This window comes from Salinicola sp. 4072 (assembly GCF_036663415.1).
GTDB classification, from domain to species: domain Bacteria; phylum Pseudomonadota; class Gammaproteobacteria; order Pseudomonadales; family Halomonadaceae; genus Salinicola; species Salinicola salarius_A.
On sequence record NZ_JAXOVV010000003.1, the window covers coordinates 94,922 to 117,558 of the forward strand.

Consider the following 22,637-nt stretch of genomic DNA (forward strand, 5'->3'; position numbering starts at 1 on the left):
TATCCCTCCTATTCGATGATGTCGCCGCGCAGCAGGTACTTGCAGACGGCGATGGTGCTGACGAAGCCGAGCATCGCGATCAGCAGCGCCGCCTCGAAGTAGTCCTTGTTGTCGACCCAGATACCGAACAGCACGATCAGAGCGATCGAGTTCATGTACATGGTATCCACCGCCAAAATGCGATCCGGCAGGCTCGGCCCGACCACGGCACGATAGAAATTGAGTACGACGGCGGCGCAGAACAGCGCCAGCGCGATCCACAGAGCCATGTCGATCATGATTCGAAGATCTCCAGCAGTGGGCGCTCGTAGCGCTGGTGAATGTCGTCGATCAGGGCGTTGATATCGCCCACGTCCAGCGCGTGAATGAGCAGGGTCTTGCCATCCAGGCGCAGGTGGGCCGAGACGGTCCCCGGCGTCATGGTGATGGTGCTGGCCAGGATGGTGATCGGAAAGCTCTCCTTCAGCGTCAGCGGATATTCCACGAAGGCGGGGCGCATCCGGCCGCGGGGATCGAGAATCAGCTTCGAAACCTGCAGATTGGCGGTCACGATGTCGCCCAGCACCCGAAAGAAGTAGCCGACCAGTTTCAAGGGGCGCTTGATGGTGGGCTGGCGTTCCCAGAACGGTCGACAGATCACCGGAATCAGGATCGCCAGGACGCCGCCAAGAATCCATTGTCCGAGTGCCACGCTCTGCTGCAGCAACAGCCAGACGACCAGCAGCAGCAGTGACAGCACCGGCATCGGCAGCCAGCGAATGGGAGGAATCATGAGTCACCTCCGGTAACGTTCGGGGAGAGAATCGCTTCGCCGTAGGCGTCTTGATCGAGCAGCTGTGTGGCACTGGCATCGGTGAAGCGAGTGATCGGGCCGGCCAGGATCGAGAGCACCGGCGAGGCACCGAGCAGCAGGATCAGGCCTGCCAGCATCGCCGTCTTCAGCCTGGGGCCGTCGTTGTCGCCGCGGCCGGCCTTCCAGAAGACGGTGGAGCCGCTGCGCGCCATGGCGACGAGACCGGCAAGGCTCGACAGCAGCAACAGCGACCACAGCCACGGCTGTTCGCTCGGCAGGGCCGAATCGAGCAGCAGTGCCTTGCCGATAGCGCCCGAAAACGGCGGTAGCCCGATGATGGTCGCCGCACCGATGAAGTAGAACAGACCCAGCAGCGCAGGCTGGGTGACGCCCCGGCCGGGCACGATACGTGCCCCGGCCTTGCCGCGCTGTTCGCCGATCGCATCGGCCAGCAGGAACAGGCCGCCGCTGACCAGCGTGGTGTGGATCATGTAGTAGAGCAGGGCGGCGATGGGCGCCTCGCGGTTCATGCTGACGCCGACCAGCAACGTCCCCACCGAAATCAGCAGCAGATAGGCCACCTGATTACGCAGATCCCGCGCCGACAAGACACCCAGCCCGCCGAGGGCCAGCGTCGCCAGTGCGAACCACCAGAGCCAGGGCTGGACGAAATTGGCGAGCCCGCCTGCGCTGTCGCCGAAGATGAGCGTATAGACCCGCAGAATGGCGTAGATCCCCACCTTGGTCATGATCGCGAACAGTGCCGCCACCGGCGCCGGTGCACTGCTGTAGGCCCGCGGCAGCCAGAAATAGAGCGGGAGGATCGCGGCCTTCAGCCCGAACACCACCAGCAGCAAAAACGCCCCCGCCTTGAGCAGGCCAAGACGATCGGGGTCGAGCGATGCCACCTTCTGGGACATGTCGGCCATGTTGAGCGTGCCGGTGGTGCCGTAGAGCACCCCGAGCGCGATCAGAAACATCGCCGAGCCCGCCAGGTTCAGCGCCACGTAGTGGAAGCCGGCCTGGGTGCGATCCTTGCCGCCGCCATGCATCAGCAGCGAGTAGGAGGCGATCAGCAGCACCTCGAAGAACACGAACAGGTTGAAGATGTCGCCAGTCAGGAAGGCGCCGTTGATCCCCATCAACTGGAGCTGGAACAGACCGTGGAAATTGCTGCCCTTGCGATCGTCGCCGGCACAGGCGTAGGCCACGCTGCCGAGCGCCAGGAAGCTGGTAAGGCATACCATCAGTGCGGAGAGCCGGTCGAGTACCAGGATGATGCCGAACGGCGGCTGCCAGTCGCCCAGAGCGTAGTAGGTGATGTCACCGCTGTCGCTCTGGACCACCAGCATGGCACTGACTGCCAGCAGCAGCGCCGTGCTGACCAGGGCGATCGCCCGGCGAGGCAGTACGGCCGAGTCCCGCTTGACCAGCATCAGCAGGCCGCTCAACAGCGGCAGAAGAATCGGAAGGATGATCAGGTGCTGCATCACGACTTGTCCTCCTTCGACTCTTCGCCACGCTGGTCGTTGACCTGATCGCTGCCCAGGTCGCCGCGCACGCGCATCGCCAGGATCACCGAGAACGCCGTCATGGCGAAGCCGATCACGATGGCCGTCAGCACCAGGGCCTGTGGCAGCGGGTCGGCGTAATAATCGACGCCGTCACGAATCACCGCCGCGCCATTGGTGGTCAGGCCGCCGGTGGAAAAAAGGAACAGGTTGACCGCGTAGGAGAGCAGCGTCAGCCCCACGACCACGGGGAAGGTGCGGCCACGCAGCGCCAGGTAGAGCCCGCTGGCGGCCAGGAAACCGGTTACGGTGGCAAAGAGCGCTTCCATCAGACGGTCTCCTTTTCATTCTCTTTGCTGGGACGGTGCCGTGTCGTCAACTTGCCCAGATTGGCCAGAATCATCAGCGTGGCGCCGACGACGGTGAGATAGACGCCGAGGTCGAACAGCATCGGCGTGACGAGCTCGATCTCGCCGATATAGGGAATCGAGAAGTGCCCGAAGGCAGAGGTCAGGAAGTTGTGGCCGAAGGCCCAGCTGCCGAGTCCGGTCAGCGCGGCGATGGCGACACCGACCACGGCGATCGGCTGATACTGGAACGACATTCTCTGTTGGGTCCAGTCGACCCCACGGGCGATATACAGCAGGATCAAGGCCACGGCCGTCACCAGGCCGGCGATGAAGCCGCCACCGGGTTCGTTGTGACCCCGCAGGAAGATGAACACCGACACCAGCAGCGCCAGCGGCAGTAGGCTCTGCGATACCGTACCCAGCAGCATGGGATGCAGATCGCGGGACCAGGGGCGCCCTTCGCTATCGCTGGAGGGCATGAACAGACGCAGGCGGTTGAGCAGCTTGTAGATGCCGATGGCGGCAATGCACAGCACGGTGATCTCGCCCAGCGTATCGAAGCCGCGGAAGTCGACCAGGATGACGTTGACCACGTTGTGGCCGCCGCCGCCGCTGACGCTGTTCTCCAGGAAGAAGCCGGAAATGGTGTCCAGCGGTCGCGTCAGCATCGCATAGTTGAGACTCGCGACGATGCCGCCGAAGCCCGCCGCCAGCAGAACATCGCGGACCACGCGTGCGCCGCTGGACTCCTTGGGCGTACGCTGCGGCAGGAAGAACAGCGCCAGCATCAGCAGGATGACCGTCACCACCTCGACCGCCAGCTGGGTCAGGGCGAGGTCGGGAGCCGAGAAGCGGGCAAAGGCCAACGAAACCATCAGCCCCACCACCGACAGCATCATCAGCGAGACCAGACGTCGGCGATGCAGCACCGCCGTGCCCAGGCCCGCCAGAATGGTGATCACCGCGCCCGCGATCAGCAGGCCATCGAGCGCCTGGAGCTGGCGCGGCCCGCGCAACTGGGTAAGGTCCAGCAGGCCGCTGCCGGTGAGGAATAGCACGGCGATGATCAACCACAGCATGTAGCGCTGCAGCGAGCCGTTCTCGAAGCGATCGATCGCTTGCTGGGTCCAGTGCAGCAGGCTGCGGACGTTGTGCTCGAAGATCATCGAGGCGTTGCGCTGAGGGAACTGGCGCTGGAAGGCAAACAGCTTGCGGCGTACGGCGTAGATGCCGACCCCGCCGGCCAGGGCGATGACGCTCATCAGCAGGGGCAGGTTGAAGCCGTGCCAGATCGCCAGGTGCAGCTCCGGCCTGGGCGGCAGAATCGTGACCTGTGCGGCAGCGCCGAGCAGCCCGGTGACGGTCAGCGCAGGCAGCAGGCCGATCACGACGCACAGCGCGACCAACAGCAGCATCGGCAGACGCATCAGGAAAGGCGCCTCGTGGGGCGTCTTGGGTAGCTCCTGCGCTTCCGGCCCGAAGAAGACGTTGCGTACGTAACGCAGCGAATAGGCCACCGACAGCACGCTGCCGAGGGTCGCGAGCACCGGGATCAGCCAGGCCAGGCCGCCCAGGATCCCGGTTTCCAGCGTCTCGGTCAGCATCATCTCCTTCGATATGAAGCCGTTGAGCAGGGGAACGCCGGCCATGGAAGCCGCGGCGAGACCTGCCAGTGCCGCCGTCATCGGCATGCTGCGTCGCAGCCCGCTCAGCTTGCGGATGTCCCGAGAACCGGTCTCGTGATCGACGATGCCCGCCGACATGAACAGCGTCGCCTTGAACATGGCGTGGTTGAGAACATGAAACAGTCCAGCCGCCACCGCCATCTTGCTGTCCAGCCCGAACAGCATGGTGATCATGCCCAGATGGCTGACGGTGGAAAATGCCAGCACGCCCTTGAGATCGTACTTGAGCAGCGCGAAATAGGCGGCGTAGATCATCGTCACCAGCCCGGTGAGGGTGACGATATAGAGCCAGAGCTGCGAGCCGGCCAGTGCCGGATGCATACGCGCGAGCAGGAAGACGCCGGCCTTGACCATCGTGGCGGAGTGCAGGAATGCCGAGACCGGCGTCGGCGCCGCCATGGCGTGGGGCAGCCAGAAATGGAACGGGAACTGCGCCGACTTGGTGAAGGCACCCAGCAGCACCAGCAACAGCGCCGGCAGATAGCGCGGATCGGCCTGGATCAGATCGCGGCTGTCGAGCACCGTCTGCATGTCGAAGGTCCCGACGATATGGCCGATCAGCAGGAAACCGGCCAGCATCGCCAGCCCGCCCATGCCGGTGACGGCCAGGGCCATGCGGGCGCCTCGTCGTGCCTCGCTCTGCTGGTACCAGTAGCCGATCAACAGAAACGACGACAGGCTGGTCAATTCCCAGAATACCCACAGCAGCAGCAGGTTGTCGGCCATGACGATGCCGATCATGGAAGTCATGAACAGCATCAGGTAGGCGTAGAACCGAGGCATGCTGTCGTCCGGCGACAGATAATAGCGGGAATACAGAATGATCAGCAGCCCGATGCCCAGGATCAGCAGCAAAAACAGCAGCGAGAGCCCGTCGAGCCGGAACGCCAGATCGAGCCCCAGTTGCGGCACCCAGCTCATGCTGAAGTGATACACCTCGCCGGAGATCACTCCAGGCGCATGCGAAATGGCCATGCCTAGCGCGATCGCAGGGAGCAGCGCGGTGGACCAGGCATTGAGCGTGCGTTGCCGATTGTTGCTCAGCAACGGTATCAGGCTGCCCAGTAGCGGCAGTAGAACGATCAGCGGCAGTGACATGAAATCGTCGCTCTATTCTTGGATCAGGGAGGCTCGATCATCGGCCCGGCGCAGGGCGACGGTCCGGTGGGTTCGAGCTTCGTTCTCGCGTTCATCGCGATCGGTCCGCGACCGTAACTCGCTCCAGTGTAAGCGATGTTGCCAGCCGCACGAGGCGTAGGTCGCGAGACTGTGGCAGAGAGTCGGTGCGGTAGTGATCTTCTCCGCGAGGCAGGCTCGCTCAGGCGGACAAGAGACGACGGCGAGCGGGGGACCCGCGGTGGCGGCGCGCGTCGCGCCACGGGAACTCGTCGCCGGGTCAGAGACGCTGGGGCGGATCGGTCAGATAGGGACGGCGCACGCCGCGAGGCGCCAGCATCCAGGCGGGTGTCTGGTTCTGGGTCGTGATCGTGCCGGCACGGGGCGGCACGGGGCGGCAGAGCCCGGGCACCGATACGAGTCTGGGCACCAATACGACAGGTCGCGCATGTCAGCGACAGCTGGCTAGGCATGTGGCCCGGCATGGTGTCTCTCCTCCCTTCAGAAAGCGCCCGATCATAATTTGCGATACGCGAAATTATTGAAAGTATTGATGATTTATGAGAATCGGGCGACAGCGTTGAACCGACTTTACCACGCCGATATGCCCCTAGCCATAGGGGGCGGCACCGGGGAAGTCATCCGGGTAGAATCGCCGGAGGACGTCGAAAAGGGGGACTCGAGCCGTGAGCCTGGCGCTTCCATCGGTGTATCCCGGATATCGAGGCGATCACCGATCGAGGTTCCCGGGGCGGCGGGATACGCTACACTGCGGGGGCAATTTGGTTGGCGTATCGACGCCGACATACAGGATATTCAGCATTAAGGATGTGCTTTTGTGAAGCGTTCACTGCCGGTCAAGGCTCCTGCCACACTCTCGCTCTGTCTTTGTCTAGCGCTTCTGGGATGTCAGAGCGTTGCCGATACGCATACTGTGTCGAACGCCTCGAACACGAGTGGCGCCGTGGCTTCGTCATCGTCGTCTTCCGTCGCTTCCGGGGCGACCTCCTCGAAATCGGCCGATGCTGCGGACAGCGCCGGTGAGAGTGCTGATGCCGCAACCGACGCCAAAGCAAGCCCGGAAACGCCGAAGGATCCGGCGGCGTTCGACGCCTGGGTGGCCGATTTCCGGCAGCGGGCCGCCGCCGAGGGTATCGATCAGGCAACCCTGGCCGAGGCGTTCGACCCGGTCAGCTATCAGCCCCGCATCCTCGAGTACGACCGCTCCCAGCCCGAATTCACCCGCCAGGTCTGGAGCTATCTCGACAGTGCCGTCTCGGCGCAGCGCGTTTCCACCGGCCGCGCGCGTCTTGCCGAACATCGCGCCACGGCGGATCAGGTAACGCAGCAGTATGGCGTACCGGGGGAGGTGATCGTCGCCATCTGGGGCATCGAGAGCAATTACGGCAGCAACTTCGGCAACTTCGAGACCATCGACGCGCTGTCGACGCTGGGGTTCGATGGCCGCCGTCAGTCGTTCGCGCGCGGCGAACTGATGGCCGCGCTCAAGATTCTACAGAACGGCGATATCGACCGCGATCGCATGCGGGGTTCCTGGGCCGGGGCGATGGGTCATACCCAATTCATTCCGAGCAGTTTCCTGGCCTACGCGGTGGATGAAGATGGCGACGGCCGTCGCGATATCTGGGGCAGCATTCCCGACGTGATGGCGTCGACCGCCAACTATCTGGAGGCTTCCGGCTGGCAGCGGGGGCAGCCCTGGGGCGTCGAAGTCACATTGCCGGACGACTTCGACTATTCGCAGACCGAGCTGTCGGTACGCCACGATGCCCGGGCGTGGCAAACCCAGGGAGTGAAGCGTCTCGACGGCAGCCCGCTGCCGGACTTCGATCAGGCCTCGGTCATCGCGCCCGCCGGCGCCAAGGGGCCGGCGTTCCTGGTCGGCCACAACTTCCGCGTGATCATGCGCTACAACGCCTCCACCAGCTATGCGCTGGCGGTGGCGACGCTGTCGGATCGGCTGGCCGGACGGCCGGGCATCCAGGGCGAGTGGCCGCGCGGGGAGCCGGCCCTGTCACGTGATCGCATCCGGCGCATGCAGCAGGAGCTCAATTCCCACGGGTTCGATGTCGGCACTCCGGATGGCCTGGTCGGTCCCAACACCCGTGCCGGATTACGCGCCTATCAGCGCAGCATCGGTGTCATTCCGGATGGTTACCCCACGCAGTCGCTGTTCCGGCGCCTGACCGAGAGCTGAACCGTCAGGGAAGGCTGAGCCGGACGCAAGCGCTGCGCCGAGCGCGGATCCGGCAGGGCTCGTTGCCTAGCTGTCCGGTCAGCCCTCGAATTGGCGCCGGTTTGATGGCCATTCCCACCCATGCCCGCGATCTTCCGACTGGCAGACTGTGGGCGCGAAACTCCAGAGGCGGTCAGCGGTAGAACGGCAGACTGCCTCGCATCATCGAGGAAGTCATGGGCGTCCAACGTTTCACTGCCAGCAATAGCCGCGAAGCCATGCGTCAGGTGAGGGCGGCGCTGGGGGATCAGGTACTGATCCTTTCCAACCGTTCCGTCGAGGGTGGCGTCGAGATCATCGCCATGCCCGAGCAGGAGCATGAGCAGACGCTCTCCAGCCTCGAGTCGCCGGCGGCGGAAGCGCCCCCCGCGGAAGCGCCGGCCCCGGCTCCGGCCCCCAACCCGACCCTGGAAACGCTGCAGGCCCTGAACCGCCAGTTGCTGGAGGACGTGCGCGCCATGCTTAGCGGGGGCACGGCTTCCTCGCAGAGCGACGCAGCATCGTTGACGACCGCATTGCGTCAACGTCTGATCCAGGCCGGCTTCAGCGCTTCGCTCGCCGACGAGGTCATTCAGGATCCGCCGGAAGAGCTGCGCGACGAACAACCGGAGTCCCCCGCCGCGAAGGCCTGGCTCGTGCGCCAGCTGCGCGCTCGCCTGTCGCTGCTGGATGACGAGGAAGCCCTGTTCGAGAGCGGCGGCGTGTTTGCCCTGGTCGGCCCCACCGGTGTCGGCAAGACCACCACCACCGCCAAGCTGGCCTCCCGCTACGTGATGCGTCACGGCCCGAAGGACGTCGCGCTGGTGACGACGGATAGCTACCGTATCGGTGCGGCCGAGCAGCTACGCATCTACGCCCGGCTACTGGGCTCGGAAGTCCACGCGCTCGAGGAGAACGGCAATCTCGGCGACCTGCTGGCGCGTCTGACCCAACCGCGCCGGGCACTGCTGTCACGCAGCGGAGGCAAGAAGCTCACGGTGATCGACACGGTCGGCATGAGCCAGCGGGACCAGCGGCTGGTAGGCGAGATCGCGCGGCTGGGGGCCGGCCCGGCGCCGGCTCGGCGGGTGCTGGTGCTCAACGCGGCCAGTCACGGCGATACCCTGGCGCAGGTCATCGAGGCCTGGCAGCAGGCCTCGCAGGAGGCGGGAGAGCCGCTGTGGGGCTGCATCCTGACCAAGCTCGACGAGGCGGCACGGCTGGGTAACGTGCTGGATGTGGTCATTCGCCATCGGCTCAGGCTCTGCTACGTCTCCCGCGGCCAGCGCGTGCCGGAAGATCTCGAACTCGTCGATGCCGACGCCCTGCTCGACGAAGCGCTGGCACTGGCCGGCGATTCGCCCTTCGTCAGCGAGGCGGCGGCCACGGTGCCTCCGCAGCAGGCGCGGCAGCAGGCGCTCTCGCGTGGTGTTCTGCGTCAGCGCGATGCCCTGGTTGCGACGCTCGATACCCTGAGACAGCACAATCTGGGCATGACGCTGCTCGAGCAGATCTGGCGCCGTGCCAAGCGTTCGACGCAAGCCGGGGGCGACGAGTTCGCCCGGCTCATGGCGGGCGCTACCCAACAGAGCCTGCTGGCCGCTGCGGACGTGCCCCACGCGCTCTACTGGTCCAAGGCCACCAGCGTCAGTGGCGCCGATCAGGCGATGCCACTGGTGTCGCTGGATCATCACGGCATGCCCCAGCCGCTGACCTGGCCGCGACACCGTCTCCCCGCGGGCAGTGCCGAACAGTTTCGCTGGGCCGACGATCTCGGCGCGGGCTGGCATCTGCTGGCGCAACTGCCGGCCGTCGCCGACCTCGAACGTTTCGAGGCCGCCGGGCGCGGCTGGCTGGCGGCCGTGACCGGCGCGCGCCGGATTCGTCATGCCGGCGAATGGCTGCCGCTGTCTCGGGCGATGACGCTGGGCGAAGCCGTCGAGCCGCAACCCCTGCGCCACCAGGGGCGTGCCGCCACTCTTCACCTGACGCGGCTGGAAACGAGCGTCAGCCAGCGGCGCCAGGATGCCTACAGCCTGCCGGTGGTGGCGTGGTACGGCGAAATTCGCGACGCCGACGATGGCCGCAGGCTGGCCAGACGTTACTGGCTGAGCAGCAGCCAGGCGGGGCTCGATATCGCATCGCGCCTGCCCCCGGCGGTCATGATCGAGACCCTGCCCGGGCTGACCCGGCAGGCCGATCAGGCAATGCAGGAGCGCGGGCTGGTGAAGGATCGGGAGCAGCGCTGGCAGCTGGCCTCGACGCTGGCGGCGCTGGCGGTGCGCTTGAGTGCGGAAGAGGCGGATTGGGCGATGGACGTTCGCGCACGGCTTTCCGGTATCGCCCAGCGTCGTTGCGGTCGTCGGCCCAAGGCGCTGATGGAAGCGCTGATGGACACGCTGAGCGCCCATGACGCCCTGATGGGGCTCGACGCCAGCGACCGGGGGCAGGCGGCATGACCGATCAGGCGGCAGGGCTGCGCGCCTGGGCTGCCCCCGGCACCGTGCCGCTGGGGGTGATCGGAGAACCGGACGACGAGGGGCTGATGCAGGCGCTGGCGCAACTACCAGCTCCTGCGGGCCGGCGCTGGCAGGTCACGCTGGAAGCTCAGGCCGCGTCGGCGACCGTGCGGGCCTGGGTGCTATGGGTCGATGCCGTGCAGGTCGACGTGGCCGATCTCTACCGGCGCGTGAAGCGGACGCTGGCGCCGGTTGCCTCGAGCGCTGCCCCTGCCGTGCCTCTGCTGCTGTGGTTGCACGATTCCGACAACGCCGGAGCCAGGCCCACCCTGGATGCCGCGACGGCGCAGCTGCTCACCAACCTGAGCACGACGCTGCGGCGCTTTCTGAATATCGAGCTCATCCGCGACTTGGCTGACTGGCAGCGCCGCCTGCCCGAGGCATTGCCGAAGCCGGCCACGAATATCTGATGTATGCACGAATGCTGACGCGCGCGAATGTCTGGCGCGTACGAATGTCGGACGCGTACGAATGTCGGACGCGTACGAATGCTCTCGGTTCAGCCTCGGTTCAGCCATCGGGCAGCGCTGACAGGCAGCCGGCTCAGAACAGTCGAGACAGCAGCGCCGTCACGGCCGTCTCGACGCGCAGGATGCGCTCTCCTAGATGGATCCCCTCGAAGCCCAGCTCGAGGAACTTCTCCACCTCGTAATCGACGAAACCGCCCTCCGGTCCGATGGCCAGCAACGTGGCATCGCTGATACCGCGCGGGCAGGCCTGAGCCAGCCCGGGGTGGGCCAGCAGGCCGCGCTGGCCCGCGAGCATGGCCGGCAGTCGATCTTCGACGAACGGCTTGAAACGGGTTTCTAACGCGATCTCCGGCAGCCGGGTATCGCGGGCCTGCTCCAGTCCGAGCAGCAGATGCTGGCGGATCTTTTCCGGCTTCAGCTCGGGAGATTGCCAATAGCTCTTCTCGACGCGGCGGGTATGCATCAGCGTTACGCGTTTGACCCCCAGCGCCGAGACGTGCTCCAGCGTTCGCGCCAGCATGCGCGGCCTCGGCAGTGCCAGCAGCAGGTGAACCGGCAGCGGCGCCGGCGGCTCGCGATCGAGCGTGACCCGGAACTGTGCTTCGGTATCGGTCAACGACAGCAGCTCGCCGCGGCCGATCAGGCCGTCGAGGGCGCCCACGGTCAGGCAGTCTCCCGGCGCGGCGCGATGGACTTCGCGGAGATGGTGCAGGCGGCGCGGATCATGGAGACAGGCGTGAGTGTCGTTCGCCCAATCTTCGGGCTGGAGCAGAATCAGGTTCATGGAGATGGCGGTTCAGCGCATGGCAACAGGGAGTCAGGCAGGCGGCCATTCTGCCTGAACGGCGCACGCGAACATAGCATGCGAATATAGCCGCCCAGGGCCAGCGGGATGCCCGAACACAGCGGCGAGCAGGACACCTTTCTGACATAATGCCCGTTCACTCTCTCACTCAGCCACTCACTCAGCCAATCAAGGCTCGGCAGAAGAAGGTTAGCGATGAAGGTTCTGATCATTGGCGGGGGCGGGCGCGAACATGCGCTGGCATGGAAAGCGGCACAATCACCGCAGGTCGAGACGGTTTTCGTGGCACCGGGCAATGCCGGCACCGCGCGGGAGCCGGGGCTGACCAACGTTGCCATCGATGTCATGGACAGCGAAGCGCTGATCGTCTTCGCGCGTGACAACGCCGTCGATCTGACGATCGTCGGGCCGGAAGCGCCGCTCGTCGCCGGCGTCGTCGACGCGTTCCAGGCAGCGGGGCTGGCCATCTTCGGCCCGACCGAGGGCGCCGCGCAGCTCGAGGGCTCCAAGGCATTCACCAAGGACTTCCTGGCACGCCACGCGATTCCGTCCGCCGACTACCAGACGTTCAGCGAGGTCGAATCCGCGCTGGCCTACCTCGGGCAGAAGGGCGCGCCGATCGTGATCAAGGCCGACGGGCTGGCCGCGGGCAAGGGCGTGGTCGTGGCGATGGCCGAAGCCGAGGCCGAAGCGGCGATCCGTGACATGCTCGAGGACAACGCCTTCGGCGATGCCGGAGCGCGGGTCGTGATCGAGGATTTCCTCGAGGGCGAGGAGGCCAGCTTCATCGTCATGGTCGATGGCGAGCACGTGCTGCCGATGGCCACCAGCCAGGATCACAAGCGCGCCGGCGACGGCGATACCGGGCCCAATACCGGTGGCATGGGCGCTTACTCGCCGGCGCCGGTGGTCACCGAGAGCGTTCATCGACGCATCATGGATGAGGTGATCCTGCCCACGGTGCGGGGCATGGCCGCCGAAGGCCACCCCTATACCGGTTTCCTCTACGCCGGGCTGATGATCGATGCCGACGGCGCCCCTAGAGTGATCGAGTACAACTGTCGTTTCGGCGATCCGGAAACCCAGCCGATCCTGATGCGGCTGAAGAGCGATCTGGTGGCGCTGTGCCAGGCCGCGCTGGAACGGCGTCTCGATCAGGTCGAGTGCGAATGGGATTCCCGTGCCGCCGTGGGCGTGGTGCTGGCGGCGAAAGGCTATCCCGGCAGCTATCGCAAGGGTGACGAGATTACCGGGCTCGACGCGGCGGACGCGGCCGGCTGCAAGGTGTTCCACGCCGGTACCCGCATGAGCGACGATGGTCGCGTCGTCACCAGCGGCGGGCGCGTGCTATGTGTGACCGCTCTCGGCAACACGGTCGGCGCGGCGACGTCGCAGGCCTATGCCGGGCTCGAGATGGTCCGCTGGGACGGCGCCGAATATCGCCGCGACATCGCCCATCGCGCCATTGCCCGAGAACGTCAGTCGTCCTGAACGATCGGGCGTCATAGAGACAAGGAAACCCGCCATGCAGCGTGCGATGCGCCAACGACCGGCCAATCGCCGGCTCGATCTGTCGAGCTATCGCGGGGCCACGTCGAATGGCCGCGGCAGCGCGCTGATCTGGCGAGAGCGGATCTGGCGAAAGCGGGTTTGGCGAAAGCGAGTTTGGCGAAACAGAGAGGCATCGCATGTCGCGTGAATTTCCGATCATCGCGGTGACCGGCTCGTCGGGAGCCGGTACCACCACGGTCAAGCGAACGTTCGAGCGCATGTTCGCCCGCGAGGACGTGCACGCCGCGTTCATCGACGGCGATGCCTTCCATCGCTACTCGCGGGCGGAGCTGGCGCAGATTCTGCAGACCGAGCCGGAGCGCAAGGCCGAGCTTTCTCACTTCTCGGTCAACGCCAACCTGCTCGACCGGCTCGACGCGCTGTTTCAGGAGTACGGCGAGAGCGGCAAGGGGACCTATCGCCACTACATTCATGCCGAAGACAAGCGCATGATCGAGGCGGGCTGGCAGGTCGGCACCTTCACCGACTGGCAGCCGATCCCCAGCGGCACCGACCTGATGCTCTACGAGGGGCTTCATGGTGGCCTGGTGACCCACGAGGTCGACATCGCCCGCCACGTCGACATGCTGATCGGCGTGGCGCCGACGATCAATCTCGAATGGCTGCAGAAGATCGATCGCGACACCAAGCTGCGGGGCTATTCCCAGGAGGCGGTCATCGACACGATTCTGGGCCGCATGCACGACTACGTGCGCTATATCCAGCCCCAGCTTTCACGCACGCACATCAACTTCCAGCGCGTGCCGACGGTCGATACCTCCAACCCGTTCGAGCTTCAGGACGTACCCAACGATGGCGAGTCCTTCGTGGTCATCCGCTTCCGCGACCCGGCGGCCGTCGATTTTCCCTATCTGGTCACCATGATTCATGATGCCTTCATGAGTCGCCCCAATACGCTGGTCGTACCCGGCGCGCGATTGTCGCTGGCGATGGATCTGATCCTCGCGCCGCAGGTACGACAGCTGCTGGCCCAGCGACGCTTTCGCTGAGGCCGGGACATCATTTCGATATCAGGAGTTCTCATGGAGCCGACACTTTTCAGCAAGATCATCGATCGCGAGATACCGGCAGACATCGTCTACGAAGACGACGAGGTACTGGCCTTCAACGACATCGATCCCAAGGCGCCCACGCACATTCTGATCATCCCCAAGAAGCCGATCGCCACTCTCAACGACATCGAGGAAGAAGACCTGGCGCTGATCGGCCGGCTGCAGTACACCGCCGCCAAGCTGGCCAAGCAGCTCGGATTCGCCGAGGACGGCTACCGCGTGGTGATGAACTGCAACGAAGCGGGCGGGCAGTCGGTCTATCATATTCACATGCATCTGCTGGGCGGGCGCCGGATGCAGTGGCCGCCGGGCTGAGCGCAACGGCGCAACGCGCGCCGGCCCACTCGACAGTGACCGACCTTGTTAAGCCGCCAGACCGCCAGGAGACTCCGATGACACGCCAGATTTCCCGTGCCGACAATCTGATCCATCAGTTCGATACCGTGCTGCGCACGCTGGTACCCAAGGCGGCCCAGCCGAGTCGACCATCCCCGGCCAATGTGCAACCCGAAAGCTTTCTCGACGAGGAGCAGCGTCGTCAGGTCGCGGGGTTGATGCGCATCAACCATACCGGCGAGGTCTGCGCGCAGGCGCTCTATCAGGGTCAGGGCCTGACGGCGAAATTGACCGAGACCCGCGAACGCATGGAAGAAGCCGCCGCGGAGGAGATCGATCACCTGGCATGGTGCGACCAGCGCCTGCAGGAGCTCGACGGCCGCACCAGCTATCTCAACCCCGCGTTCTACGCCGCCTCCTTCGGCTTGGGCGCGCTGGCCGGCGCGATCGGCGACCGTGTCAGTCTCGGCTTCGTTGCCGCCACCGAAGAGCAGGTGGGACGCCATCTCGAGTCGCATCTGCGCAAGCTGCCGATCGACGACAAGCGCTCGCGGGCGGTACTGGAGCAGATGTGCATCGACGAAGCGCAGCACGAACGCTGGGCGCTGGAATCCGGCGGCAGCCGCTTCCCGCTACCGGTGAAGTGGGGCATGCGGTTGGTGTCGAAGGTCATGACGAAAAGCGTCTACCGGATCTGAACCGCAAGCGACGACGAAGGGGCAGCTTTAAAAAGCATCCTCGAACGAAAATGCCAGCGATAAACATCGCTGGCATTTTGCGTTTGAGGCAGGAGCCTGCTCTTCGCGGCTCGCGGCTCGCGGCTCGCGGCTCGCGGCTCGCGGCTCGCGGCTCGCGGCTCGCGGCTCGCGGCTCGCGGCTCGCGGCTCGCGGCTCGCGGCTCGCGGCTCGCGTCTCGCGTCTCGCGTCTCGCGTCTTACGCCTCGACGATCTCGTAGGAGTGGGTGATTTCCACGCCGCCCTTGGCGAGCATCAGCGAGGCGCTGCAGTATTTCTCGGCAGAGAGGTCGACGGCGCGCTTCACCACGGCATCCTTCAGCCCTTTGCCGGTGACGACGAAGTGGACGTGGATCTTGGTGAACACGCTGGGGGTGCCGTCGAAGCGCTCGGCTTCCAGGGTGGCGACGCAGTCGGTGACGTTGGCGCGAGCCTTTTCGAGAATCTGGATGACGTCGAACGACGTGCAGCCGCCGAGACCCATCAGCACCATTTCCATCGGGCGCGGGCCGGTGTTGCGGCCGCCGTGGTCCGGGTTGCCGTCGATCACGACACTATGGCCGCTGCCGGATTCGGTGACGAACTGGCGGCCGTCGGTCCATTTGACTGTGGCTTTCATGGCAAGGATTCCTTAGAGGGTGTTTACAAATTCGACGAGCGAAGGCAAGACAAGGCGAAATCGGTCGAAAAAGCGGAGTTTACATGGAGTAAATGAGTATTTTGAGATCGATTTCAACGCCGTATTGCCGAGCGCAGGCATTTTGTAAATGCCCTCTTACTGGGGATTCGTCGTTGAATCACGTGTTGATCGATGAGGGCAGAATAACATTCCCGGCCCTCGCTGGTGATGTCCGCGCCGTCATGACCGCAGCCTGGCTTCCAGTTCGGCCAGCCGTTCCGGGGTGCCGACATCGACCCAGTCGCCGCGATGGTGCCAGCCGCCGACACGGCCGGCCTGCATGGCCTCGGTCAGCAGCGGCGCCAGCCTGGCGACCGTGCCGACTGGCAGGTCGGCAACCAGTTGGGGGTGGATGACACCCAGGCCGGCATAGATCAGACGCGGTTCGCCCTCGGCATGCAGACGGCCGCGGGCATCGAGGTGAAAGTCGCCGCGACGATGGAAGTCGGTAGTGTTCACCATCACCAGCGAGGCCAGGTCGCCTTCGGTCAACGCCAGCCGCTCGAGGGGGAAGTCCGTCCAGACATCGCCGTTGACCAGCACGAAAGGCGCCTCGCCGAGCGCGGGTAACGCCTGGCGCAGGCCGCCGGCGGTTTCCAGCGGTGCCTCTTCGACGCTGAAGGTGAGCGAGACACCGTAACGGTCGCCGTCGCCGAGCGCATCGATGATCTGCTGCGCCCGGAAGCTGACATTGATCACGATGTCGCAAATTCCCGCCGCTGCCAGGCGTTCGAGATGATGGACGATCAGCGGCTTGCCGGCGACCGGCAGCAGCGGCTTGGGGCAGTGGTCGGTGAGCGGGCGCATGCGGGTGCCGAGGCCGGCGGCGAGAATCATCGCCTTCATGAGTCGCCTCCGCCGCCGTTGGCCGCGCGGTGCTCGGCCAGGCGCGCTTCCATGGCCGGGCGATAGCTTTCACGTAGCCAGGCGTGGAAGTCGCCGAGGGCGGGCAGTGCTTCCAGTCCGTCGTCGAGATGCGCGTAGAAGTGGGGCAGCCATTCGAGATAGCGCGGCTTGCCGTCGCGCAGGCAGAGCCGGCAGAACTGGCCGAGGATCTTGAGCTGGCGCTGGGCGCCGATCGCCTCGACGCTCGTGCGGAACGCTCGGGCGTCGATATCGGGCGCGATGCTCCCCGCAGCAAGACAGCGCTGGCGGAAGCCTTCGATCCAGTCGTCCATCTCCTGGCGCGACCAGCGATGGTAGCGCCCCCGCAGCAGCGAAATCAGATCGTAGCCGAGCGGCCCGGCCAGCGCGCCCTGAAAGTCGATGATCCACAGCCGGTCCTGGTGGATCATCAGGTTCATGGCGTCGAAGTCGCGGTGCACGGCGACGGTGGGGAGTCTGGCGATATTATCGAGCAAATGGCGCTTGACCTCCGGCCACTGTGGCGGCGTCTCGATCCCGAGCCATTGCGTCAGGCCCCAGTTGGGAAAGCGGTCCATCTCTTCTTCGAGAAATGCGGGCTCGTAGCACGGCAGCGAGGCGAACGGCGCGCGCTGTTCGATAGCATCGAGCAGATCGAGCGCCTGAGTGGTGCCGGCGTGCGCGCCGGCATCGGTATCAAAATGGTGATGCAGGCTATCGTTGCCGAGATCGTCGAGCTCGATGAATCCCTGCTCGAGATCAATGGCATGGATCGTTGGCACCGGCAGCCCTGCGGCGTGCCATTCCCGGCCGATGGCCACGAAGGGGCCGCTATCTTCCAGCGTCGGCGGCGCATCCATGACGATCCGGGTGGTGGCGTCGGGAAAGGTGACACGGCAGTAGCCGCGCAGGCTGGCATCGCCGGCGACCGCTTCCCATCGGCAGGCATCGGGTGAAAGACGGTGCTGGGTGGCGATCCAGTGACGAAGGGAGTCGAGGCGCAAGGTCATGCAGGCTTCCGGTCGTGATGATGGGGCGTTTCGATGCGTCGCCGCGGCCAGCTCGCGTGGCGAGTTGACGGGCCGGAGATGGCACCGCATGCTGGGCCCTAATCTGGGTGTGCCGTGCGCGTCGTCGATGCATCGTTCGTGCAGGGCGATACGTTTTCGAGCGTGATGGCGAGACCATCGAACGGCGAGACATCGAACGGCTGTCATCAGTGTGCCGCGTTTGGCCGGCATCGCCAAATCGAAAGGTGCCGTCGAATTCGATGTAATGGACGCGGTAGATACTCGGACGGTTCAACAAGGAATGGCTTCGCGGCAACTCCCGTCGAGGTCTGTATAATACCGACTCCACTCGGCAAGGACACAGAGGACATGGGCAAGCGACTGGTCTGGACTGCCCTGACTGGCCTGATTTCATCGACGGCCCAGGCGGCGCCCCCCGCACCGTTACCCGCGGATCAACTGGATTGGGCGCCATGGGGCGATCAAGCGCCGGCCGGCGCCCTGTGTGGTGGCCGCTATATCGAACCGGGCTATTTGCTGCCCGAAGGCAAGACCCCCGAAGAGGTGCTGTCCGACTCGGCATCGGCCGAGTACGGCAACGACGGTGAAACCATCCTGGGCGGGAACGTCGTGCTGCGGCGCGGCGAGAGCCAGCTGGAATCGCCGCGAGTTAGCGTCAATGCCGCGCGCGACACGGCATTCGCCGAAGGACCGCTGGCCATTCGCTATCCGGGCATGCTGGTACGTGGCGAAGAAGGCCAGGTATCGCTCGACAGCGATGCCGCGCGTATCGATGACGCGCACTACGTGGTTCACGATCAGCGGATTCGAGGCGACGCCCAGTCGATGCAGCGTCTCGCCGATGGCCGCTACCGCATGCGTGAGGCCAGCTTCACTACCTGCGCACCGGATAGCCGGCTATGGCGTCTGGTGGGAAGCGACGTCACCATCGATCGCGAGCAGGGGTTCGGCACCGCATCCAACGCGCGGCTGGAAATGGGAGACGTCCCCGTCTTCTACTGGCCTTGGGTGCGTTTCCCTATCGATGATCGGCGTCAAAGCGGCTTTCTATGGCCGACGATGGGAATCTCCAGCGACGGTCTCGATTACAGCCAGCCCTACTATCTCAACCTGGCGCCCAATTACGACGCCACGATCACGCCGCGGGTCATCTCCGATCACGGCTTCATGCTGGGTGGCGAATTCCGCTATCTGTTCGGCAGCGACCAGGGCTCGATCGAAGGCTCCTACCTGCCCAACGACAACGGTGGCGAGAGCGACAACCCCAACGATCCCGACGACGCCTTCGACGGCGAGGATCGCTGGTACGTCGATTACAGCCACTACGGTCGGTTCACCGAACGGCTGGATTACGCCATGCGCTACGGCGCCGCGAGTGACGGGCGCTACTTCGATGACTTCGGTCGCGACTTCGGCGAGCAGGATACCGAGTATCTCGAACGCCTGGCGCGGCTGAGCTATCAAGGCACGACCTGGAATCTCGATGCGCGGGCGCAGGGCTACCAGCGGATGGACTACCCGCTGGACGAGGACGACCGTCCTTACTATCAGTTGCCGAGCCTGACCGCCAACGCGCGCTGGCAGCAGGACAACGGCTTCTACCAGGAGTGGAACTCCAACGCGACCTACTTCTGGCGCGATCTGCAAGGCGTCGACAGCGACGGCTTCTGGGAAGACGAGGAAACCGGCAACACGCGTCGCATACTGCTGCGCGAAGCGGCCAACGGTACGCGCGTCAACCTGACGCCGGCCATCGGCTGGCGTGCCCAGCCCAGTTGGGGCTTCCTCGAGCCGCGCTTCCAGCTCTGGCAGACCAATTACGAGCTCGACTACGGCAACCGGGATACCGACCGCGACGAGAGTCTGTCGCGCACCGTGCCGGTGTACTCGGTCGACTCCGGGCTGATCTTCCAGCGCGACGTGTCGCTGTTCGATAACGACTGGAAACAGACCTTCGAGCCGCGTCTCTACTACGCCTACGTGCCCGAGCGCGACCAGTCGGAGTTCCCGGAGTTCGATACCGACGAGCGTTCGGTCTCCTGGAGCCAGCTGTGGTCGCCTTACCGGTTCACGGGCGCCGATCGCGTGGGAGACGTCAACAAGCTCTCTTATGGGGCCTCGACGCGCTTCCTCGAGGACGATACCGGCCGTGAGCGGCTGTCGCTCTCCGTGGGGCAGAGTGCCTACTTCTCCGATCGCAACATCGACATTGAAGGCGATCCGGATACGTTGCCGGACAAGGAAACCAACTACGAGGACTGGTATCGCGCCACCCGCGATCGTTCGCCGGTCATCACCCAGCTCGATTGGCGCATCAACGACCAGTGGCGCTCGCGTTACGAGTGGTTCTACGATCCCGATCGTTCCACCACCGAACGAACGTCGGCGTATCTCCAGTATCTGAGTCCTGTCGGTCACGTAGTGAACCTTGGCTACCGTTGGCAACTCCAAGGGTTCGATCCCTCGGGTTATGCGGAGGATCGTCTGGGCTACGACCGGGAAGATTTCGACGTGTCGTTCGCCTACAAGGCGACGTCGTCCCTGGATCTGATCGGCCGCTACCTCTACGACAATACCAACAGCCGCGATCTGGAAACCCTGGCCGGTGTCCAGTTCAACAGCTGCTGCAGCGCGGTGCAGGTGGTATGGCGCGAATGGGTCGAGGACAATCACACTGCCAACACCATCGAAGACGATTACACCGACCGAGGCCTGTTCCTGCGTTTCGTGTTCAAGGGGCTGGGCGGCGTCGGTCAGGAAGCCGACAGCTACTTCGCGCAGGCCGTGCCGGGTTACGAAGCGACGCAGTTCTGACGAAACCGGGCCGGCGAGAGATCGCAGTCAATCAATGTTTACGGCGAGCCCGAGCGGCTCGCCGCTCCATCAAAGCAAGAGAGGTAGGCATGCGTCCTAGAGTATGGATCCCCCTGGCGCTGGTAATGCTGCTGTCGCCGTTGTCCGCGATGGCGGAGGTGGTGCCGCTGGATCGTATCGTTGCCGTGGTCAACGACGATGCCATCATGCACAGTCAGCTCGAAAGGCGTGTCGTCCAGGCGCGCGACCAGCTGCAGGCCAACAATATCCCGATGCCGCCGGGACAGGCGCTGGAGCGTCAGGTGCTGGATCGCATGATTGTCGAGCAGATCGAGCTGCAGATGGCCGAAGATGCCAATCTGAGCATCGATGAAACCCAGCTCAACAGCACCATGCGTGGCATTGCCGAAAACAACGGCATGAGTCTGGACGAGTTCGCCAATACGCTGGAACAGCAGGGCCAGAGCCTGGCCGAAGTGCGCGAGCAGGTTCGGCGCGAGCTGCTGATTCGCCAGGTACAGCAGAGCCGGGTCGCCAGCAGGGTCACGGTGTCGGATCGGGAGGTCGATCGTTTCCTGAGCCAGCGCAGCGAAAACAGCAACGTTGCCTACCATCTCGCTCAGATCCTGGTCGCCGTGCCCCAGTCGCCGACGCCGGATCAGGTCACCCAGGCGCAGGCGGAGGCGCAGAAGCTCTATCGGCAGCTGCGGGATGGCGCCGACTTCCAGCAACTCGCCGTGGCCGAGTCCGACGACGCCCAGGCGTTGCAGGGGGGCGATCTCGGCTGGCGCCAGTCGGCGCAGATTCCCACCATCTTCTCCGACGTCATTCCCGATCTCTCTCCGGGAGAAGTCAGCGAGCCGATCCGCAGCCCCAGCGGCTTCCACCTGGTCAAGCTGATCGAGACCCGTGGCGGTGACAGTGGCCAGATGAGCCGGGAGCAGGCCAGCCAGGCGATCTTCCAGCGCAAGGTGAGTGACGAGCTCGAGGCGTGGACGCAGGAAATCCGTGCCAGCGCCTACATCGACAACCGTCTCGACCGGAACTGATGACATTGCCGGTACTGGCATTGACCACCGGCGAACCGGCCGGTATCGGTCCCGAGCTCGCCCTGGCGGCGGCGCGGGACTGGCAGCAGCTGGATGCAACGGTAGTCGCCGTCGGCGACCCGGACCTGCTGGCCGAACGGGCAAGGCGGCTGGGCTGGTCGGTCGAGCTCGACGTGCTAGCTCCCGGCGATGCATTGCCGGCGCCAATCAATGGCCGGCTGCCGGTCTGGCCGGTGTCGCTGGCAGCGCCCTCGACGCCAGGACGGCTCGATCCCGCCAACGCCGGTTACGTGCTGAAGACGCTGGATGTCGCCATCGAGGCCTGTCAGCAGGGCATCGCCGATGCGATGGTGACGGCGCCGCTGCACAAGGGCGCGATCATCGAAGGCGGGCATGTCGGCTTCACCGGACATACCGAGTATCTGCGTGACGCCTGCGGTGCCGAGGAGGTGGTGATGATGCTGGCCACCGAACGCACCGCCAGGCCGCTGCGGGTCGCCCTGGCCACCACGCATCTGCCGCTCTCCCGGGTCTCCAGCGCGATCACCGGCCCCGGCCTGATGCGTGTCGGCCGGATCCTGGCGGCCGAGCTGGAGCAGCGCTTCGACATCGCGTCGCCGCGCATCCTGGTCTGCGGGCTCAACCCCCACGCCGGCGAGGATGGCCATCTGGGCCGCGAGGAGATCGAGGTCATCACGCCCGCGCTGAACCGACTGCGCGAAGAAGGGCTCGACCTGATCGGGCCGTTACCGGCGGATACGCTGTTCACGCCGCGCCATCTCGATCACGCCGATGCGGTGCTGGCGATGTATCACGACCAGGGCCTGCCGGTGCTCAAGTATGCCGGGTTCGGGCAGGCCGCCAATATCACGCTGGGGCTGGGCATGGTACGGACCTCCGTCGATCACGGCACCGCACTCGATCTTGCCGGCACTGGCCTGGCCGATGTGGGTAGCCTCCGGGTGGCACTGCAGGTGGCCCGCCAGATGACGGCCCGCGTTCACTGAAGGAATTCGTTTT

General features: G+C 65.0%; 20 protein-coding genes. 10 read left to right on the plus strand and 10 right to left on the minus strand.

The features are described from left to right. Positions 1-8: 8 nt before the first annotated feature. From R3F72_RS03960 to R3F72_RS03985, 6 genes are all read right to left on the minus strand, one after another. Positions 9-278 (minus strand): K+/H+ antiporter subunit F, encoded by a 270-nt coding sequence (locus tag R3F72_RS03960; RefSeq protein WP_071231356.1) that lies wholly within the window; start codon positions 276-278, stop codon positions 9-11. Next, positions 275-772 carry a Na+/H+ antiporter subunit E gene (locus R3F72_RS03965; protein WP_071231357.1) on the minus strand — a complete coding sequence of 166 codons (498 nt, stop codon included), beginning with the start codon at positions 770-772 and terminating at the stop codon, positions 275-277. The genes R3F72_RS03960 and R3F72_RS03965 overlap by 4 nt, the downstream gene beginning before the upstream one ends. Continuing rightward, positions 769-2,286, minus strand: a complete 1,518-nt coding sequence (locus R3F72_RS03970; RefSeq protein WP_332778961.1) for a monovalent cation/H+ antiporter subunit D — start codon at positions 2,284-2,286, stop codon at positions 769-771. The genes R3F72_RS03965 and R3F72_RS03970 overlap by 4 nt, the downstream gene beginning before the upstream one ends. Next, positions 2,283-2,633, minus strand: a complete 351-nt coding sequence (locus tag R3F72_RS03975; RefSeq protein WP_087718253.1) for a Na+/H+ antiporter subunit C — start codon at positions 2,631-2,633, stop codon at positions 2,283-2,285. Before R3F72_RS03975 ends, R3F72_RS03970 begins: the two co-directional genes overlap by 4 nt. Beyond that, complete coding sequence (locus R3F72_RS03980) at positions 2,633-5,437, minus strand: monovalent cation/H+ antiporter subunit A (protein WP_303853507.1); 2,805 nt, start codon at positions 5,435-5,437, stop codon at positions 2,633-2,635. Before R3F72_RS03980 ends, R3F72_RS03975 begins: the two co-directional genes overlap by 1 nt. Positions 5,438-5,735: 298 nt before the next feature. Further along, on the minus strand, positions 5,736-5,885 hold the full coding sequence (locus tag R3F72_RS03985; RefSeq protein ID WP_332778962.1) for a hypothetical protein: 150 nt from the start codon (positions 5,883-5,885) through the stop codon (positions 5,736-5,738). A gap of 534 nt (positions 5,886-6,419) precedes the next feature. On the opposite strand from R3F72_RS03985, the gene R3F72_RS03990 reads away from it, so the two are divergent. The 3 genes from R3F72_RS03990 (at position 6,420) to R3F72_RS04000 (ending at position 10,620) form a co-directional block, all read left to right on the plus strand. Then, positions 6,420-7,673, plus strand: a complete 1,254-nt coding sequence (locus R3F72_RS03990) for a lytic murein transglycosylase (RefSeq protein ID WP_256961090.1) — start codon at positions 6,420-6,422, stop codon at positions 7,671-7,673. Between the two features lie 215 nt (positions 7,674-7,888). After that, positions 7,889-10,150, plus strand: coding sequence for a flagellar biosynthesis protein FlhF (flhF, locus tag R3F72_RS03995; protein ID WP_087718248.1), 2,262 nt, complete (start codon positions 7,889-7,891; stop codon positions 10,148-10,150). Beyond that, a complete protein-coding gene (locus R3F72_RS04000) occupies positions 10,147-10,620 on the plus strand; it encodes a hypothetical protein (protein ID WP_332778963.1) in 474 nt (157 codons plus the stop codon). Before flhF ends, R3F72_RS04000 begins: the two co-directional genes overlap by 4 nt. Before the next feature lie 133 nt (positions 10,621-10,753). On the opposite strand, the gene R3F72_RS04005 is transcribed toward R3F72_RS04000, so the two are convergent. Further along, positions 10,754-11,464, minus strand: a complete 711-nt coding sequence (locus R3F72_RS04005; RefSeq protein WP_332778964.1) for a 16S rRNA (uracil(1498)-N(3))-methyltransferase — start codon at positions 11,462-11,464, stop codon at positions 10,754-10,756. 216 nt (positions 11,465-11,680) lie between these two features. On the opposite strand from R3F72_RS04005, the gene purD reads away from it, so the two are divergent. From purD to coq7, 4 genes are all read left to right on the plus strand, one after another. After that, a complete protein-coding gene (purD, locus tag R3F72_RS04010) occupies positions 11,681-12,976 on the plus strand; it encodes a phosphoribosylamine--glycine ligase (RefSeq protein ID WP_087718245.1) in 1,296 nt (431 codons plus the stop codon). Positions 12,977-13,173: 197 nt separating this feature from the next. Then, positions 13,174-14,046, plus strand: a complete 873-nt coding sequence (locus R3F72_RS04015) for a phosphoribulokinase (protein ID WP_071231367.1) — start codon at positions 13,174-13,176, stop codon at positions 14,044-14,046. 33 nt (positions 14,047-14,079) lie between these two features. Beyond that, positions 14,080-14,424, plus strand: a complete 345-nt coding sequence (locus tag R3F72_RS04020) for a histidine triad nucleotide-binding protein (protein WP_071231368.1) — start codon at positions 14,080-14,082, stop codon at positions 14,422-14,424. 77 nt (positions 14,425-14,501) lie between these two features. Beyond that, a complete protein-coding gene (gene coq7 / locus R3F72_RS04025; protein WP_087718244.1) occupies positions 14,502-15,143 on the plus strand; it encodes a 2-polyprenyl-3-methyl-6-methoxy-1,4-benzoquinone monooxygenase in 642 nt (213 codons plus the stop codon). Between the two features lie 236 nt (positions 15,144-15,379). Here the strand turns inward: coq7 and R3F72_RS04030 are convergent, their stop codons facing one another. The 3 genes from R3F72_RS04030 to R3F72_RS04040 form a co-directional block, all read right to left on the minus strand. Beyond that, positions 15,380-15,799 carry an OsmC family protein gene (locus R3F72_RS04030; RefSeq protein ID WP_110630446.1) on the minus strand — a complete coding sequence of 140 codons (420 nt, stop codon included), beginning with the start codon at positions 15,797-15,799 and terminating at the stop codon, positions 15,380-15,382. 240 nt (positions 15,800-16,039) lie between these two features. Next, the gene (gene murU, locus R3F72_RS04035) at positions 16,040-16,705 is read right to left on the minus strand and encodes an N-acetylmuramate alpha-1-phosphate uridylyltransferase MurU (RefSeq protein WP_332778965.1); all 666 of its coding nucleotides are present in this window, start codon (positions 16,703-16,705) and stop codon (positions 16,040-16,042) included. Then, positions 16,702-17,733: an aminoglycoside phosphotransferase family protein gene (locus tag R3F72_RS04040; RefSeq protein WP_332778966.1), complete on the minus strand. Its 1,032-nt coding sequence runs from the start codon at positions 17,731-17,733 to the stop codon at positions 16,702-16,704. Before R3F72_RS04040 ends, murU begins: the two co-directional genes overlap by 4 nt. Before the next feature lie 369 nt (positions 17,734-18,102). On the opposite strand from R3F72_RS04040, the gene R3F72_RS04045 reads away from it, so the two are divergent. From R3F72_RS04045 to pdxA, 3 genes are all read left to right on the plus strand, one after another. After that, positions 18,103-20,568 carry an LPS-assembly protein LptD gene (locus tag R3F72_RS04045; protein WP_087718240.1) on the plus strand — a complete coding sequence of 822 codons (2,466 nt, stop codon included), beginning with the start codon at positions 18,103-18,105 and terminating at the stop codon, positions 20,566-20,568. Between the two features lie 89 nt (positions 20,569-20,657). After that, positions 20,658-21,617 carry a peptidylprolyl isomerase gene (locus R3F72_RS04050; protein ID WP_087718239.1) on the plus strand — a complete coding sequence of 320 codons (960 nt, stop codon included), beginning with the start codon at positions 20,658-20,660 and terminating at the stop codon, positions 21,615-21,617. Next, positions 21,617-22,624, plus strand: coding sequence for a 4-hydroxythreonine-4-phosphate dehydrogenase PdxA (pdxA, locus tag R3F72_RS04055; protein WP_087718238.1), 1,008 nt, complete (start codon positions 21,617-21,619; stop codon positions 22,622-22,624). The genes R3F72_RS04050 and pdxA overlap by 1 nt, the downstream gene beginning before the upstream one ends. The last annotated feature ends 13 nt before the right edge of the window (positions 22,625-22,637 follow it).

What these genes read in the sequence shown, in the direction of transcription:
- R3F72_RS04030 (WP_110630446.1), bottom strand. Translation starts at nt 15,799, where the DNA reads ATGAAAGCCACAGTCAAATGGACCGACGGCCGCCAGTTCGTCACCGAA.
- purD (WP_087718245.1), top strand. Translation starts at nt 11,681, where the DNA reads ATGAAGGTTCTGATCATTGGCGGGGGCGGGCGCGAACATGCGCTGGCA.
- coq7 (WP_087718244.1), top strand. Translation starts at nt 14,502, where the DNA reads ATGACACGCCAGATTTCCCGTGCCGACAATCTGATCCATCAGTTCGAT.
- R3F72_RS04040 (WP_332778966.1), bottom strand. Translation starts at nt 17,733, where the DNA reads ATGACCTTGCGCCTCGACTCCCTTCGTCACTGGATCGCCACCCAGCAC.
- R3F72_RS04015 (WP_071231367.1), top strand. Translation starts at nt 13,174, where the DNA reads ATGTCGCGTGAATTTCCGATCATCGCGGTGACCGGCTCGTCGGGAGCC.
- R3F72_RS04000 (WP_332778963.1), top strand. Translation starts at nt 10,147, where the DNA reads ATGACCGATCAGGCGGCAGGGCTGCGCGCCTGGGCTGCCCCCGGCACC.
- R3F72_RS03965 (WP_071231357.1), bottom strand. Translation starts at nt 772, where the DNA reads ATGATTCCTCCCATTCGCTGGCTGCCGATGCCGGTGCTGTCACTGCTG.
- pdxA (WP_087718238.1), top strand. Translation starts at nt 21,617, where the DNA reads ATGACATTGCCGGTACTGGCATTGACCACCGGCGAACCGGCCGGTATC.
- flhF (WP_087718248.1), top strand. Translation starts at nt 7,889, where the DNA reads ATGGGCGTCCAACGTTTCACTGCCAGCAATAGCCGCGAAGCCATGCGT.
- R3F72_RS04050 (WP_087718239.1), top strand. Translation starts at nt 20,658, where the DNA reads ATGCGTCCTAGAGTATGGATCCCCCTGGCGCTGGTAATGCTGCTGTCG.
- R3F72_RS03960 (WP_071231356.1), bottom strand. Translation starts at nt 278, where the DNA reads ATGATCGACATGGCTCTGTGGATCGCGCTGGCGCTGTTCTGCGCCGCC.
- R3F72_RS04005 (WP_332778964.1), bottom strand. Translation starts at nt 11,464, where the DNA reads ATGAACCTGATTCTGCTCCAGCCCGAAGATTGGGCGAACGACACTCAC.
- R3F72_RS04020 (WP_071231368.1), top strand. Translation starts at nt 14,080, where the DNA reads ATGGAGCCGACACTTTTCAGCAAGATCATCGATCGCGAGATACCGGCA.
- R3F72_RS03980 (WP_303853507.1), bottom strand. Translation starts at nt 5,437, where the DNA reads ATGTCACTGCCGCTGATCGTTCTACTGCCGCTACTGGGCAGCCTGATA.
- R3F72_RS04045 (WP_087718240.1), top strand. Translation starts at nt 18,103, where the DNA reads ATGGGCAAGCGACTGGTCTGGACTGCCCTGACTGGCCTGATTTCATCG.
- R3F72_RS03975 (WP_087718253.1), bottom strand. Translation starts at nt 2,633, where the DNA reads ATGGAAGCGCTCTTTGCCACCGTAACCGGTTTCCTGGCCGCCAGCGGG.
- murU (WP_332778965.1), bottom strand. Translation starts at nt 16,705, where the DNA reads ATGAAGGCGATGATTCTCGCCGCCGGCCTCGGCACCCGCATGCGCCCG.